At 35.3% G+C, this 14,053-nt stretch carries 15 protein-coding genes, 1 tRNA gene and 2 pseudogenes; 9 read left to right on the forward strand and 9 right to left on the reverse strand.

Translation table 11 applies throughout. The features are described 5' to 3' along the window. Window positions 1-91 precede the first annotated feature (91 nt). The 3 genes from AAGD44_RS02155 (at window position 92) to clpX (ending at window position 3,691) form a co-directional block, all read left to right on the forward strand. Window positions 92-1,618 (forward strand): NTP/NDP exchange transporter, encoded by a 1,527-nt coding sequence (locus tag AAGD44_RS02155; protein WP_341764379.1) that lies wholly within the window; start codon window positions 92-94, stop codon window positions 1,616-1,618. Window positions 1,619-1,672: 54 nt separating this feature from the next. Continuing rightward, on the forward strand, window positions 1,673-2,272 hold the full coding sequence (gene clpP, locus AAGD44_RS02160; protein ID WP_341764380.1) for an ATP-dependent Clp endopeptidase proteolytic subunit ClpP: 600 nt from the start codon (window positions 1,673-1,675) through the stop codon (window positions 2,270-2,272). Window positions 2,273-2,428: 156 nt separating this feature from the next. Further along, window positions 2,429-3,691, forward strand: a complete 1,263-nt coding sequence (gene clpX, locus AAGD44_RS02165) for an ATP-dependent Clp protease ATP-binding subunit ClpX (protein ID WP_341764381.1) — start codon at window positions 2,429-2,431, stop codon at window positions 3,689-3,691. A gap of 403 nt (window positions 3,692-4,094) precedes the next feature. Here clpX and AAGD44_RS02170 read toward each other — a convergent pair. Both AAGD44_RS02170 and AAGD44_RS07800 read right to left on the reverse strand, forming a co-directional pair. Further along, a pseudogene (locus AAGD44_RS02170) lies at window positions 4,095-4,475 on the reverse strand (beta-eliminating lyase-related protein); the annotation flags it as partial. Then, window positions 4,387-4,644 (reverse strand): beta-eliminating lyase-related protein, encoded by a 258-nt coding sequence (locus AAGD44_RS07800; protein WP_410520995.1) that lies wholly within the window; start codon window positions 4,642-4,644, stop codon window positions 4,387-4,389. The gene AAGD44_RS07800 and the pseudogene AAGD44_RS02170, both read right to left, overlap by 89 nt. Here AAGD44_RS07800 and AAGD44_RS02175 point away from each other — a divergent pair. The 3 genes from AAGD44_RS02175 to AAGD44_RS02185 all read left to right on the forward strand — a co-directional run bounded on the left by AAGD44_RS02175 (window position 4,596) and on the right by AAGD44_RS02185 (window position 8,079). Then, on the forward strand, window positions 4,596-4,733 hold the full coding sequence (locus tag AAGD44_RS02175; RefSeq protein ID WP_341764382.1) for a hypothetical protein: 138 nt from the start codon (window positions 4,596-4,598) through the stop codon (window positions 4,731-4,733). The two genes, AAGD44_RS07800 and AAGD44_RS02175, sit on opposite strands and share 49 nt — an antisense overlap. Window positions 4,734-5,466: 733 nt before the next feature. Beyond that, window positions 5,467-6,915: an ankyrin repeat domain-containing protein gene (locus tag AAGD44_RS02180; protein WP_341764383.1), complete on the forward strand. Its 1,449-nt coding sequence runs from the start codon at window positions 5,467-5,469 to the stop codon at window positions 6,913-6,915. A 717-nt stretch (window positions 6,916-7,632) separates the two neighbouring features. Continuing rightward, window positions 7,633-8,079, forward strand: a complete 447-nt coding sequence (locus AAGD44_RS02185) for a transposase DNA-binding-containing protein (RefSeq protein ID WP_341764384.1) — start codon at window positions 7,633-7,635, stop codon at window positions 8,077-8,079. Between the two features lie 66 nt (window positions 8,080-8,145). On the opposite strand, the gene AAGD44_RS02190 is transcribed toward AAGD44_RS02185, so the two are convergent. Continuing rightward, the gene (locus tag AAGD44_RS02190) at window positions 8,146-9,030 is read right to left on the reverse strand and encodes an IS982 family transposase (protein ID WP_341763539.1); all 885 of its coding nucleotides are present in this window, start codon (window positions 9,028-9,030) and stop codon (window positions 8,146-8,148) included. 314 nt (window positions 9,031-9,344) lie between these two features. On the opposite strand from AAGD44_RS02190, the gene AAGD44_RS02195 reads away from it, so the two are divergent. The 3 genes from AAGD44_RS02195 to AAGD44_RS02205 all read left to right on the forward strand — a co-directional run bounded on the left by AAGD44_RS02195 (window position 9,345) and on the right by AAGD44_RS02205 (window position 11,069). Next, complete coding sequence (locus AAGD44_RS02195) at window positions 9,345-9,638, forward strand: hypothetical protein (RefSeq protein ID WP_341763459.1); 294 nt, start codon at window positions 9,345-9,347, stop codon at window positions 9,636-9,638. A gap of 11 nt (window positions 9,639-9,649) precedes the next feature. After that, window positions 9,650-10,543, forward strand: coding sequence for an IS3 family transposase (locus tag AAGD44_RS02200; protein ID WP_341763476.1), 894 nt, complete (start codon window positions 9,650-9,652; stop codon window positions 10,541-10,543). 316 nt (window positions 10,544-10,859) lie between these two features. Next, window positions 10,860-11,069, forward strand: a complete 210-nt coding sequence (locus AAGD44_RS02205) for a transposase (protein ID WP_341764385.1) — start codon at window positions 10,860-10,862, stop codon at window positions 11,067-11,069. A 139-nt stretch (window positions 11,070-11,208) separates the two neighbouring features. Here the strand turns inward: AAGD44_RS02205 and AAGD44_RS02210 are convergent. The 6 genes and pseudogenes from AAGD44_RS02210 to AAGD44_RS02235 form a co-directional block, all read right to left on the reverse strand. After that, window positions 11,209-11,454: pseudogene (locus AAGD44_RS02210) on the reverse strand (transposase); the annotation flags it as partial. Between the two features lie 15 nt (window positions 11,455-11,469). After that, complete coding sequence (locus AAGD44_RS02215) at window positions 11,470-11,844, reverse strand: winged helix-turn-helix domain-containing protein (RefSeq protein WP_341764653.1); 375 nt, start codon at window positions 11,842-11,844, stop codon at window positions 11,470-11,472. Window positions 11,845-11,884: 40 nt separating this feature from the next. Then, window positions 11,885-12,778: an IS3 family transposase gene (locus tag AAGD44_RS02220; protein WP_341763476.1), complete on the reverse strand. Its 894-nt coding sequence runs from the start codon at window positions 12,776-12,778 to the stop codon at window positions 11,885-11,887. 11 nt (window positions 12,779-12,789) lie between these two features. Continuing rightward, window positions 12,790-13,083 carry a hypothetical protein gene (locus AAGD44_RS02225; protein WP_341763459.1) on the reverse strand — a complete coding sequence of 98 codons (294 nt, stop codon included), beginning with the start codon at window positions 13,081-13,083 and terminating at the stop codon, window positions 12,790-12,792. 75 nt (window positions 13,084-13,158) lie between these two features. Beyond that, complete coding sequence (locus AAGD44_RS02230; protein ID WP_341764386.1) at window positions 13,159-13,503, reverse strand: helix-turn-helix domain-containing protein; 345 nt, start codon at window positions 13,501-13,503, stop codon at window positions 13,159-13,161. Window positions 13,504-13,935: 432 nt separating this feature from the next. After that, window positions 13,936-14,026 (reverse strand) — tRNA-Ser (locus tag AAGD44_RS02235). Between the last annotated feature and the right edge of the window lie 27 nt (window positions 14,027-14,053).

Here is a 14,053-nt window from a genome sequence, read left to right on the forward strand (position 1 = left end):
ATCTATTAAAGAATTAACACTTAGCTTTATAAAAAATCTTGACAGGATTTTTCTTATCGTTTAGGTTGCTTAAAAATCACCAGGATATTAAATGAATGCAATAAATTCTTATTGCCATATGTGGAATAAAGCGAGAAACAGCAAATTTCGACATATTATTTGGCCTATTCGATCAAATGAATTAGTGAAATTTGTTCCTATGGCTTTACTAATGTTTTTTATCCTCATTAATCAAAATTTAGTGCGTAGTATTAAAGATAGCTTCGTCATAACATTAATAAGCTCGGAAGTTTTAAGTTTTATAAAGCTTTGGGGTGAAATGCCTATGGGACTCTTATTTGTTATTCTTTATACTAAGCTTTGTAACATTATTACTACTGAGCAAGCGTTCAGAGTAATAGTATCTTTTTTTCTGTTATTTTTTATAATATTTGGCTTTATCCTATTTCCTTATCGAGAATATTTTCACCCAGCTCCTGAAATCATAGAATACTATGTTAGTGTTTTTCCGCATTTTAAATGGTTTATTATTATATGGGGTCAATGGAGCTTGGTATTATTTTATATTATGGGTGAGCTATGGCCTATAATCGTATTCACCCTTTTATATTGGCAGCTTGCTAATAAAATTACTACTACTGAAGAAGCGCCTAGATTTTACTCATATTTTACCTTATTTGGTCAAACAAACTTACTAATATCAGGCAGTATAATTATATATTTTGCAAAAGGAGAACATTTCTTATTACCATTATTTTCGCACCTTAATGACAGGACAGAAATCCTTCTGAAATCATTTATGGTAATTGTTATAATCTCTGGTCTAATCTGTTTAGTTCTACATAAAATTGTAGAATTAAAAATTATAGAGACAACTAAAAATATTCGATATAAAAATCAACGAACAGATATATTGAAGCTTGGCCTGCTTGATAGTGCTAAGATAGTTTTTACTTCCAAATATTTAGGAATTATTTGCGTGTTGATGATATCATATTCTATGTCAATCAATTTAATTGAAGGATTATGGATGTCTAAAACTAAACAACTATATCCCTCTACTCAAGAGTTTATATCTTATCAAGGAAGAGTATTGTTTTGGACAGGAGTGTTTACTTTAATTTGTGCTTTTTTAGGCAGTAGTTTAGTTAGATTATATGGTTGGTTTTGGGGAGCAGTAATCACACCAATTGTGATGCTATTATCAGGAACAATGTTTTTCTTATTTGTTATATTAGAGAAACCGCTACTAGCCATAATGACTGGTCTTAGTTATTTCTCTCCCCTAATGATTATCGTATTTGTAGGTGGTTTATGGCACGTTCTAGGCAAAGGTATTAAATATTCCCTTTTTGATTTTACTAAAGAAATGGCTTACATACCACTTGATAGTGAAATGAAAACTAAAGGAAAAGCAGCTGTAGACGTACTTGGAGGTAAAATAGGAAAATCTGCTGGTGCAGTAATCCAATTTGTTACTTTCAGTATCTTTCCTAATACCGTACATAATGACATAGCTGGTTTTTTAATGGCTATTTTTCTTGTGGTCTGCGTATTATGGGTTTACGGGGTAAAAACTTTAGGTAGATATTATAAAAACTTACTAGAACAACAATAAACCTCTTCCAGATAATAGACTATCAAACATAACTAAACTATTACGAGCAAATTAATGACATATGTACCTATGGTGATTGAGCAAACCTCCCGGGGGGAAAGAGCTTATGACATATATTCTAGATTATTAAAAGAGAGAATTGTTTTTGTCTGTGGACCAGTTGAAGATTATATGGCCAATGTAATAGTTGCTCAATTATTATTCCTAGAAGCAGAAAATCCAGAAAAAGATATTTTCATGTACATTAATTCTCCTGGCGGGGTTGTCACTTCAGGATTAGCGATTTATGACACTATGCAATATATTAAGCCTAAGATTTCTACCTTGTGTATAGGGCAAGCTTGCTCGATGGGTTCTTTATTACTTACAGCAGGAGAAGTAGGAATGCGATACTGTTTACCGCATAGCCGTATAATGATTCATCAACCCTCGGGCGGTTACCAAGGCCAAGCTACTGATATAGAAATTCATGCTAGAGAAACTATCAAGATAAAGAAGATGTTAAATCAATTATATGTAAAACATACTGGGCAAAACTTGCCTGCGATTGAACATAGCATGGAGCGCGATAATTTTATGGATCCTGAACAAGCCAAATCTTTTGGATTAGTAGACAAGGTGATCAGTAATAGAGATCTAATTAAAAGCATCTAGACTTATAAAATAATCAATATATACTCACATGATTCTAGAGTCATTAGATAGAACTGTTTCCAGGCCTTAAGAGGAAAAATAAATATTAGGCTCAAGTAAAAATAATTTACTTCCTCCTTTGAAAAATGTTACACTCATAAATAAAAAAGTAAAATCATGTCAAGTGAAGTAGAAAAAAAGGAATTAAGCTGTTCTTTTTGCGGCAAAAGCCAGCATGAGGTAATTAAATTAATTGCTGGTCCAACAGTATTCATTTGTAATGAATGTATTACACTTTGCGTTGACATTATAAAAGAAGAAACTAAAGTAACATTGAAATATGTTACTTCTTCAATTCCTACTCCACAAAAAATTTTTGCTACCCTTAATGATTATGTAATTGGCCAAGACCAAGCAAAAAAAGTCTTAGCAGTCGCGGTATATAATCATTATAAAAGATTAGAATATATTGAATCGGGTAATAATGAGGTGGAATTAAATAAATCAAATATTTTACTTATTGGTTCTACGGGTTCTGGTAAAACTTTGTTGGCTCAAACCTTAGCAAAAATTTTAGATGTGCCTTTTACGATGGCTGATGCAACTTCTCTCACTGAAGCTGGTTATGTAGGGGAAGATGTAGAAAATATTTTGCTAAGATTACTGCAAGCAGCAGAATTTAATATTACCAAAGCACAAAGGGGTATTGTTTATATAGATGAAGTCGATAAAATTGCCAGAAAATCAGAAAATATATCCATTACTCGAGATGTATCAGGCGAAGGCGTGCAACAAGCATTACTAAAGATCATGGAAGGTACTATAGCCTCTGTCCCTCCACAAGGGGGCAGAAAGCACCCTCAACAAGATTTTGTACAAGTTGACACTTCTAATATTTTATTTATATGCGGTGGAGCTTTTATGGGAATAGATACTATAATTAATAGCCGAACTGCTCAGACTTCTATTGGTTTTGCTGCAAATGTAAAATTAAAAGAAGAAAAAAATCATAGCGAAATCCTCAAATTATTAGAAATTGAAGATTTAGTAAAATTTGGTCTAATCCCAGAATTTATAGGCAGACTTCCAATAATAGCCACATTAAATGACTTAGACAAGGCTTCTTTGGTTTCTATATTAACAGAACCCAAGAACGCTATTGTGAAGCAATATTGTAAATTATTTGAACTAGATGAGGTGGAGCTAACAATTGATAATGAGGCATTAGAGGCAATAGCTGAAAAAGCTTTGACCAGGAAAACCGGAGCGCGAGGACTTAAGTCTATAATAGAGAACCTTTTGCTAGAGAGTATGTATAACATTACCAACCTTAAAAAAATGCATGTACATATTTCAAAAGAGGTAATAGATGGTAAAGCTCTCCCAGCCATATCTCCTAAAAATTACCTCAAAACTAGCAAAAAAAAGCTAGCAGTTTAAGGTATAAAAGTTTTTGAGATATTGGCTAAAGATGCGGAAGAAAGGGTAAAGTGTATAGTGCCCTCCCTAACCAAGACAAACTATCTTTACGATTACAAAGCTATGATCACGAGACGTAGCGCTATAGCACCAATAATAGGACATCTTAAAAATTTTGGTAGGATTGGTAGAAATTACTTGAAGGGCCTAACGGGAGATTCATCAATCCGTTAATCTCTAGCATAGGACTGAACTTGCATTGTTTGGAACACTCCTCTTAATGGAAGAGTAGGCCAGCTGAAAGTCCTCGCTAGCCTCTTCTCCCACTTAATGCTGGGTGTAATAGTTATTAAGACATAGATCTAAATTTTTTATCTCTTCTTCTGTAGTAGAAAATGATGTTACAAAACGATATAGATTTTGTTCAGGAGCTTCCCATGAATAAAAAATGGCAACCGCATATTGATAGAAATTCAGCTAATTTTTTATCTAATATGACAAATAACTGATTGGTATCTACTGGATATTTAATCTTAATGTTATGTTTTTGAAAAACAAAATTCAAAGCCTGCGCCATTAAGTTAGCATGCGTTGCATTATTGAGCCATAGATTATCTGTAAAGTAGGCTAAAAATTGGGTAGCAAAAAATCTAGTTTTTGACATAAGTTGACCAACTTTTTTATGGATATAGTCAAAATTCTTAGCATAATCTTGATTAAAAAATACAATAGCTTCTGCATTTAAACATCCGTTTTTTGTGCCCCCAAAACTCATAACATCTATTCCTGATTTCCAAGTTATATCGGCAGGAGAGCGATTTAAGTTTTACAATACTATTCGCAAATCTAGCTCCATCCATATGGATTGGCAAATCATATTTTTTTGCTACCTCTGTAATAGTTTTTAGCTCATTTAATAGACCTCTTGCATACTCATCACAACCATAAGAATTTTGTATGCCAGTTTGCTGCAATTATTGCTTCCATTATGCTAAAACTTACCGCAGCTGTATTATCACTTTTAAAATTCATATTTTACCTACATTTTCCTACCCGTATTTAATCTATTTAAATTAACTATTATTTGATATAAAAGTTGTCAACTTAAAGAATACTTAGCCTAAATTTTCTATATTAATTTTATCAAAATCATTTTTAATAATAAGTTACTCAATAACAACTAGTTGAAGGTTTTAACCAAAATTGAGACTATTGTATGGAAGAATTTAAAAGCCTATATGGGACTTTATACACTTCATACTAAAACCACATCTCTTATCCCTCTACCTTAAAAATTTTTTCAATACATCCTAGCAATTTATTGACACTTTGTCACTCACTTCTCACCCACTCTCGTGAATGGGTACAACTTCAAACACGTCAATTTTTTTAGGGTCATTCATTTTATCTACAGTATTTTATTGGAAAATTATTGATTTTTCGCCGGATTAAATACTATGGAAGCCAGACCTCCTTTATCCCCTAAGTGATAAGCTTTCGCTACAGTCTATACATTTTCCATTCTCTTATCTCCTTTATATATATTAATACACCCCCCGGACTATTGCTAGTCGTATTAGCTATATACTCTTCACCTGTCAAGAGTTGTTTTTTCATTTTATCGTGGTAAAAGTAAGTCTGGATTTTTTTGCTATATTCTATGTGTGGTAAAATTGATGGTCATATCGATTTAAATTTTGTAAAAGGCTAAGATAGTTAATATTTTTTCATTATTATGATATACTAAATCTTAACTAATTTGAAATATAATAATAACTATCGAAGAGGATAATATTATGTTAAGTGCCGATATTAATCAATTAATAGAACAGATGAGCACAACTCACCAAGGGGATGTTGAGGTGTGGGAAAAATTTGCTCTCGCGATAAAAAAAGATGAGGTGGACTGTCAAGAAGTAGCCGACTCTCTTACGGCTAGCGGTATGGATCTTAATCGTTCTTATCAATCTGTATATAGGAATGATAATATAGAGAATATAAACAATTACACGTTTTTAACCTGGACAATAGCGCAAGGGCAGGTGAAGGTGGGGGAAGTATTGCTTAAAGCAGAGGCTCATGGTAATACACGGCAGCTTTATTCTTTAGCAATAGCATCAGAGCGCCTTGAGGTCGTAAAACTATTACTGGATTATGGAGTTAAGCCTAATATTTTTGCTCTTTGGGAGTTGGACCCTATATCACAAGGAGAGTTGGTTAATGGACGCGCAGATATAGCAAATTTATTATTGACCCATGAAAATGGAATAGATATCCCTCAAACTGATGCAGGTCGGAAAGCTTTAATGGTAGCAGCAGCGGTAGATACGTCTACAGTAGCAATACTCCTTGCAAAGGGGGTAAATATAGATATCCAAAACTGGGAAGGCAATGGCAATACTGCTTTGATGGAAGTAGCACTAGCGGGCAGTACTGCCGGAGTAGAAGCTCTTCTTACAAATGGTGCGGATATAAATATCCGAAGTCAAAGAGGTGATACTGCTTTGATGATGGCAGCACAGGAGGGACATACAGATATAGTAAAAACTTTCCTTACAAATGGTGCGGATATAAATAACCGAAATCAAGGAGGTATTACTGCTTTGATGATGGCAGCACATGGGGGACATACAGATACAGTCAAAACTCTCCTTACAAATGGTGCGGATATAAATAACCGAGGTCAAAGAGATAATACTGCTTTGATGATGGCAGCACAGGAGGGACATACAGATATAGTAAAAACTCTCATTGAAGAAGGTGCGGTTATAAATATCCAAGCCAAGGACGGTAAAACTGCTTTGATGATGGCAGCACAGAGGGGACATAGAGATATAGTAGAAGCTCTCCTTACAAATGGTGCGGATATAAATATCACAGATCAAAGTGGTAATACTGCTTTACATTATGCAGTTAGTGGGGTAAGGCCAATTCTTGAAGTAGTAACAATGTTGCTTGACCAGGGGGCTGATATGCTGGCTCGCAATAAAGACCAGCAAACGCCTCGAGATTTAGCAGCAACTCGGAATCCCATAATAATGAGTGTATTCAATAACTTTCAAGAAAAAGTCAGGGGGGGGGTAGCTGACAACCTCATTAGAAATGACCCGGAAGAGATAAAGGAACGTGATGCGCGAAGCAAATCTTCCCCACGAGATACTTCCCATGTTGCGCAAGCAGGGCGGCCTAAACGTCCATCACCGACACCTTCAATTTCACCCAAGCCCGGAGGGAGAGGAGTATAAAAGGGAAAGTAATAACTGTGCTGCTTAAAGCAAGGAGGGTTCCTAGTGGATAGTCCCTCCGACAGAACTGTAGAACTATAATCAATTGATGAGAAGTTGGTGACATCATCATTCAATAGCTTGCCTATTATATATAGGCTCTACCATCGCTCCTAGCACCAAATTCTCCTGAATTGACTATATAGTAGCTAATAGCATTAGAGAGCAAGAAATATAGTAAATTTTTAAATAGTTAATAGGCATTGTCCGATGATTTTCTGAAGGGCAGAAGTTCTATTTTGGATAAGGGGTTTAAGTTTTGATTTTAAAGTATGCCAACAATGTTTAGTAAAAACATTGGGCGCACTTAATTTAACGGCTAATCCTATCTCCTTAAGTATATGGTCAGGATGTGCTCTTACATAAACACTTAATATTTCAAGTAGAACTTTCTGCCAAAACCTTTTTTCCTAGCTCTAACGAGTATGCTCTTGCCATACCCTTTATTTTATATTAACTTACATATTGTCTATTAACTATCTCAGAATTTACTATATACTACTCGTACCTAAAGAGTTGGTAGACGATAGAATCAACTTCAAGAAGAGCTAGGAGAGTCAAAGTCGAGCAGCGCAGCGTATAGAGAATCATATCTTTACCCACAAGTAAGGAGAAGATTGCAAAGAGGTAAAGAATCTGCTAACAAGAGGTTCATAATAAGTAGAGAGGTTTAACCAAATGGAGCGGTGGGTAGAAGAGGGATTAGATTCTATTGATTTAGGAGATGCGAGGTTAAATGAGCGTTCTAAGGAGATACTGGGAGCATTTTTTGGTAAGCATAGTGCTAGCATTAATAGTAGTTTTAAGGGCTGGCCGGAAGTAAAGGCCGCTTACAGATTTTTTGATAATGACAATGTTAGTAGTGATCAAATATTACACCCTCATTATCAAGCAAGCGTTAGAAGGATAGAAAAAGAAGAGATAATTTTATGTGTACAAGATACTACGATTTTAAATTATAGTCATCGCAAGCAGCTGGTCTTGGTCATATATATAATACCAAAGATCAAGGATTGTTATTACATCCTACTATTGCTTTTAACAAGAGCGGGGTTTGTCTTGGCGTGCTTGATAATAAAAGCTTTATTAGAGATGAATTACAGGGGAAGAAAGCAAGGAGCATAGCTAAAGCTATAGAAGAGAAAGAGTCCATAAGATGGATAGAGAGTTAACGCCATGTTCGACTTTTTTTTAGCAGGTAACTAATTTTTCGAGTTGTGTTGGCACAAGTTTTAAAGACTTTGTCAAAAATGTAGCAATAGTATGAGCAAGTAATTTTCTAGCGATGCGAGATTGTAGATGCCAGTAACTCTTAACTCTGATAGCATTAATAGCAAAACGTTCTGTAAGCTGACCAATAACAGTTTCAATTAAACGACGAGTAGCAGTAATCCATTTAAGGAAATTCTTGGATCTATTATCCTTCATATTCTTTTTTAAAGGTGTTTGTAAATCAATGTTTTTGGTGGCCAACTCATCTTTTAAATCCTGACCAAGATAGCCTTTATCGCCCAGTACCATGCCACTAATATTAGGAGACATTACTTGCAGAGCTTCACGTTCAGACCCATTAGCAGGAGTTATCATGAATCCAGCTATTCGACCTTCTTCATTAATTAATACGTGTCCTAGAAAACCGTAATAATAGCTATCTTTCGAAGCGCAGTACCCATAGTCAGCGTATTCCTTAAAACATCGCCCTCTCGTTGCTCGGGCCAAATTTATTACAGGAATCGGTACCCCATCTATCATATGCAGATCTGATTTGCTTGCACTCTTAAACAAGTCGGCAAGCAGCATGTTCTTAATAGATAAAAGACCGCTACATTGCTTCACATAAGACGGTCTACTCTTTAGATTGGGAAACCATTCTTGAAAATGACGTTTAAAATATTCCCATATCTGCTTGTCTTGGTGCAAACCGATAAATTCTCCCACCACTTCCATTGTTAATGCTTCCACGTCACTTAAGCAAGGTGGAAATCCTGCTTTCCTTACTTTGATATTTTTGGTTATTATAGTCATTTTTTCTTCTATGAAACAATACACAGTAATGATAAACTCTTCTAGGGTCATAGCTTCTTTCTCGATAATTGAACTATGACCTTATTAGGCTATCCTATTCTTTTGTCAATCTTAAAAAAAAGTCGAACATGGCGTAGAGTTATAGATTAACTAATAAAATAGCTGGGAACTATAAGGATAAATTATTCATCAATATAGCTGATAGGGAGGGAGATTTTTATGAGTTTTTAAGTGAATATAAATTAGGGGAATCTGCTGCCCATATTATTGTTAGAGCTAAAAGTGCGTAATGCGCCCCGAAAACTAGAGCAGTGATAGAGAGACTATTTTATGTTAAAATAAATATAAAATAGGAGCAGTCGAAAATGAGTAAGCCAAAAAGTTACAGTAAAGAATTTAAGTTTAAAGTATCGCTAGAGATGATCCGAGGAGATTTGAGTATTGCTGAAATAATCTCAAAATATCAAGTTCCAAGGTCGGTAATGACAAGGTGGAAGAAACAATTTTTGGAAAATGGTGCTGATATTTTTAAGTTTAGCTATGAAAACGGTAATTCCTCTAGTTCTACAAGCGAAATAGAGAAACTGCATGCAACTATTGGCAAATTGAAGGTAGAAAACGATTTTTTGCAGCTCGTATCTGCCAAGTTGAAACTATAAAGAGGAAAGTGATGGTAGATAAGGATTATAAAGATTTAAGTGTTCGTCGGCAAAGTCAGCTATTGAATCTGAACCGCTCCAGCCTATATTACAAGGATTCGGAGAAGGATCAAGATAATTATTTAAGTAATAGAATAGTTGAGATCTATAGTAATTATCCGATATATGGTTACCGGCGAATAACGGCGATACTTAGGAGAGAAGTGGTAATTGTTAACAGCAAAAAAGTCAGGAGGTTGATGAAACTAATGAATTTGCAAGCAATTTACCCTTCGATTAATACAAGTAAAAGAAACCTAAAAGAAGCTATTTATCCATATTTGCTATCAGGGTTAGAGGTTATAAAGCCAAATCAGGTATGGCAGGTGGATATCACTTATTTAAGGGTACAAAGTGGTTTTATGTATTTGGTTGCATTAATCGATGTTTATACTAGATTAGTAGTAGGATATCGTTTATCAAATAGTTTAAATACAGAGAGCTGTTTGCTAGCGTTAGAAGATGCTATAGCTAAATATGGGAAGCCGTCGATAATTAATAGTGATCAAGGTAGCCAGTTTACCAGCGAGGATTGGATTAATGAATTGAGGAGATGCGTCATAAGCATCAGCATGACGGGCAAAGGCAGGTGTAACGATAATGCCCATATCGAGCGTTTATGGCGATCGTTTAAGTATGAGGGGTCGTATTTATACCGGTGTACTTCAGTTTTAGAGTTGAAAAATAATATCCCGAAATGGTTGAATTGGTATAACAATCAAAGGCCCCATCAGGCTTTGGAGTACAAAACGCCGTTTGAGATATATAGTGGATTTATGGATAAGTCTTGCGACTTACCCACAATTCCACTATTACCACAACAGCTACAAAATTATAAAAATAATATTTTTGTAGATAGTTTATGAAAATAATAGTCTCTCTATTTAAAGCTTTTTTGGTCTAAACATAGGGGCGCAGTTCATTGAGCTTCTTGACTTTACGCGGGGGATCCAGCTTTATTCTACAAAATTTAATAGTTTGGACTACCGTTCTGTCTTTTCTTTTTTTATCTATTGCACAGAGCTGAAATATAACCTTAGAGCTTGCTCTTTGCTGTCTTAAATAACCAAATAATTTCCTTGTCTCATCAGGCTCATTCCCGCTTAATAACCTGTCACTGAGCTAGGGTTCCTAGAAATTAATGCCATATTATGCACAGAAGAAAACCCACCTCAAGGTGAGATGCCGGTGGAATGGCTGCTATTTACTACGCTTGATATAGATAAGGATTCTACGGTATTAGAGATAGTAAAATATTACCAGTTAAGATGGCAAATTGAGATATATTTTAAGATATTAAAAAGCGGTTGTAAGATAGAAGAATTACAGCTAGAGAATATCGCTCGGCTAAAGAATGCCATATCAATAGACCTCTTGCATAACCTAATCTAATTGGTAATTTTGTCGTCGAAACTCCTCTCTGTTCCTCACGTACGTCTATGTATAGCTTAGGGTACTATGATACATACACGATAGTACGCGGGAAGCTTAGTAGTCATGCTTGCTTGAAGATAAACACCCTGTACGCACCTTAATGAACTATACTATACGCTGCGGTACTCGACTTCGTTTCTCCTAAAAATTCTTCAATTATCTTTAGGTTATGCAAGAGGTCTATTACTTTCCATAATCGTTCAATTGGGTTCAAATTTGGACTATATGCCGGTAAATAGTGCAATTTTATACCATTTTGCTCAGCAAAAACAGTAACCTCCCCACTTTTGTGATACCCAGCTTGATCTAATATCACATGCACCTTATTAGCTTTAGGATATGCACTCTTTACTTGCCTTCAAAACTTTACTATATTCTCACCATTGATTGTCTCAAATTCCTGAGTTATAACTTTCATCAAACTAAGATCTATAGCGCCGGTGATATTCATCCTAGTTCCGGAAGCAATAGTAGCTATAGCTTTATCGCTACCAGTTTTAATCCATCCATAAGCCACCTGAGTAGCCATGGTAGGATGCACTGAATCGGCAAATAATATTGGTTCTTCTTCTGGTGTTATTCTTTTTAAATTTTCATAATATTCTATAAAAACCTTTTGTTTCTCAGGATCTGCCTTATACGGTGTTTCTTTAGGTTTCTTATAAGAAAATTTATTAGCCTGAAGCCAACTGGTCATGCCAGCTACTGTATAGCTTATGAACTGCGCCCCTATGTTTAGACCAAAAAAGCTTTAAATAGAGAGACTATTATTTTCATAAACTATCTACAAAAATATTATTTTTATAATTTTGTAGCTGTTGTGGTAATAGTGGAATTGTGGGTAAGTCGCAAGACTTATCCATAAATCCACTATATATCTCAAACGGCGTTTTGTACTCCAAAGCCTGATGGGGCCTTTGATTGTTATACCAATTCAACCATTTCGGGATATTATTTTTCAACTCTAAAACTGAAGTACACCGGTATAAATACGACCCCTCATACTTAAACGATCGCCATAAACGCTCAATATGGGCATTATCGTTACACCTGCCTTTGCCCGTCATGCTGATGCTTATGACGCATCTCCTCAATTCATTAATCCAATCCTCGCTGGTAAACTGGCTACCTTGATCACTATTAATTATCGACGGCTTCCCATATTTAGCTATAGCATCTTCTAACGCTAGCAAACAGCTCTCTGTATTTAAACTATTTGATAAACGATATCCTACTACTAATCTAGTATAAACATCGATTAATGCAACCAAATACATAAAACCACTTTGTACCCTTAAATAAGTGATATCCACCTGCCATACCTGATTTGGCTTTATAACCTCTAACCCTGATAGCAAATATGGATAAATAGCTTCTTTTAGGTTTCTTTTACTTGTATTAATCGAAGGGTAAATTGCTTGCAAATTCATTAGTTTCATCAACCTCCTGACTTTTTTGCTGTTAACAATTACCACTTCTCTCCTAAGTATCGCCGTTATTCGCCGGTAACCATATATCGGATAATTACTATAGATCTCAACTATTCTATTACTTAAATAATTATCTTGATCCTTCTCCGAATCCTTGTAATATAGGCTGGAGCGGTTCAGATTCAATAGCTGACTTTGCCGACGAACACTTAAATCTTTATAATCCTTATCTACCATCACTTTCCTCTTTATAGTTTCAACTTGGCAGATACGAGCTGCAAAAAATCGTTTTCTACCTTCAATTTGCCAATAGTTGCATGCAGTTTCTCTATTTCGCTTGTAGAACTAGAGGAATTACCGTTTTCATAGCTAAACTTAAAAATATCAGCACCATTTTCCAAAAATTGTTTCTTCCACCTTGTCATTACCGACCTTGGAACTTGATATTTTGAGATTATTTCAGCAATACTCAAATCTCCTCGGATCATCTCTAGCGATACTTTAAACTTAAATTCTTTACTGTAACTTTTTGGCTTACTCATTTTCGACTGCTCCTATTTTATATTTATTTTAACATAAAATAGTCTCTCTATCACTGCTCTAGTTTTCGGGGCGCATTACGTTATGCCATATTGAGCTTTACCATACTCACAAATATCTTTGGATTTAGTATATGTATGAACCTGTAAATACTCTATAAGCTCAGTGGTTTTGGTATCATCCAGTTTACTACTCGAACCGCCATTCTCTGACTTGAGCTTTTGTTCCATATTATGATAATCTTTTAAGTGTCTCTTGACAGTATCCAGATGTACTAGTAAGGCTTCCGCTATTTTCGCTTCACTCCAGCCTTTATCTCGCAAAATTACGGCTTTGATCCTATCGCATATATCTCTACTCTTCTCCGTCTTGTGACGCTTCCTAAGACGCCCGATCTCTTCTGGATTTAAATTATTGTTCATACAACTTGTAATAGACTATTTTTCTGTTATTTCAAGCATTATCATTCATGATGGGTATATATGTCTTGCTGACTTCATTTAACCCTAGACAAATCATTTCATGTACAAATCTTCTATAAAATATCTGTCCAGTTAAGAAGAGGAATTGGTATTACAGGTTCAAGGCTCGTGCCTTTCAGTTAAGGTTCTGAAATATGGAATTGATCGTTTACTGAAGACTGATGATGAAGTAGATAACAAATTTACTGATACCGATACAATGCTCATAAGTCTGGCCCTTGAGGCGTGCGAAACTACAAAGGTTCCGAAAGCCTTGCAAAACGTAAAATGATAAATTTCGTATTTCAGAACCTTAAACTAAATGGCACGAGCCTTGAACCGACCTTGCGTTTCCCGTTCGATATTTTTTAAAAAACGATCGTCTGTTCCGATTGGCGGAGAGAGAGGGATTCGAACCCTCGATACGGTTAACCCGTATAACGGTTTAGCAAACCGTCGCCTTCGGCCACTCGGCCACCTCTCCAATATATTACTCATATTTTAAGAATTA

Source organism: Candidatus Tisiphia endosymbiont of Beris chalybata (assembly GCF_964026555.1).
In the GTDB taxonomy this organism is placed as follows: domain Bacteria; phylum Pseudomonadota; class Alphaproteobacteria; order Rickettsiales; family Rickettsiaceae; genus Tisiphia.

Bases quoted from the DNA above. Each gene is read 5' to 3' on its own strand.
- AAGD44_RS02185 (WP_341764384.1), top strand. From the start codon at position 7,633: ATGGAGCGGTGGGTAGAAGAGGGATTAGATTCTATTGATTTAGGAGAT.
- clpP (WP_341764380.1), top strand. From the start codon at position 1,673: ATGACATATGTACCTATGGTGATTGAGCAAACCTCCCGGGGGGAAAGA.
- AAGD44_RS02180 (WP_341764383.1), top strand. From the start codon at position 5,467: ATGTTAAGTGCCGATATTAATCAATTAATAGAACAGATGAGCACAACT.
- clpX (WP_341764381.1), top strand. From the start codon at position 2,429: ATGTCAAGTGAAGTAGAAAAAAAGGAATTAAGCTGTTCTTTTTGCGGC.
- AAGD44_RS02220 (WP_341763476.1), bottom strand. From the start codon at position 12,778: ATGGTAGATAAGGATTATAAAGATTTAAGTGTTCGTCGGCAAAGTCAG.
- AAGD44_RS02200 (WP_341763476.1), top strand. From the start codon at position 9,650: ATGGTAGATAAGGATTATAAAGATTTAAGTGTTCGTCGGCAAAGTCAG.
- AAGD44_RS02225 (WP_341763459.1), bottom strand. From the start codon at position 13,083: ATGAGTAAGCCAAAAAGTTACAGTAAAGAATTTAAGTTTAAAGTATCG.
- AAGD44_RS02230 (WP_341764386.1), bottom strand. From the start codon at position 13,503: ATGAACAATAATTTAAATCCAGAAGAGATCGGGCGTCTTAGGAAGCGT.
- AAGD44_RS02190 (WP_341763539.1), bottom strand. From the start codon at position 9,030: ATGACCCTAGAAGAGTTTATCATTACTGTGTATTGTTTCATAGAAGAA.
- AAGD44_RS02195 (WP_341763459.1), top strand. From the start codon at position 9,345: ATGAGTAAGCCAAAAAGTTACAGTAAAGAATTTAAGTTTAAAGTATCG.
- AAGD44_RS02205 (WP_341764385.1), top strand. From the start codon at position 10,860: ATGCCGGTGGAATGGCTGCTATTTACTACGCTTGATATAGATAAGGAT.
- AAGD44_RS02155 (WP_341764379.1), top strand. From the start codon at position 92: ATGAATGCAATAAATTCTTATTGCCATATGTGGAATAAAGCGAGAAAC.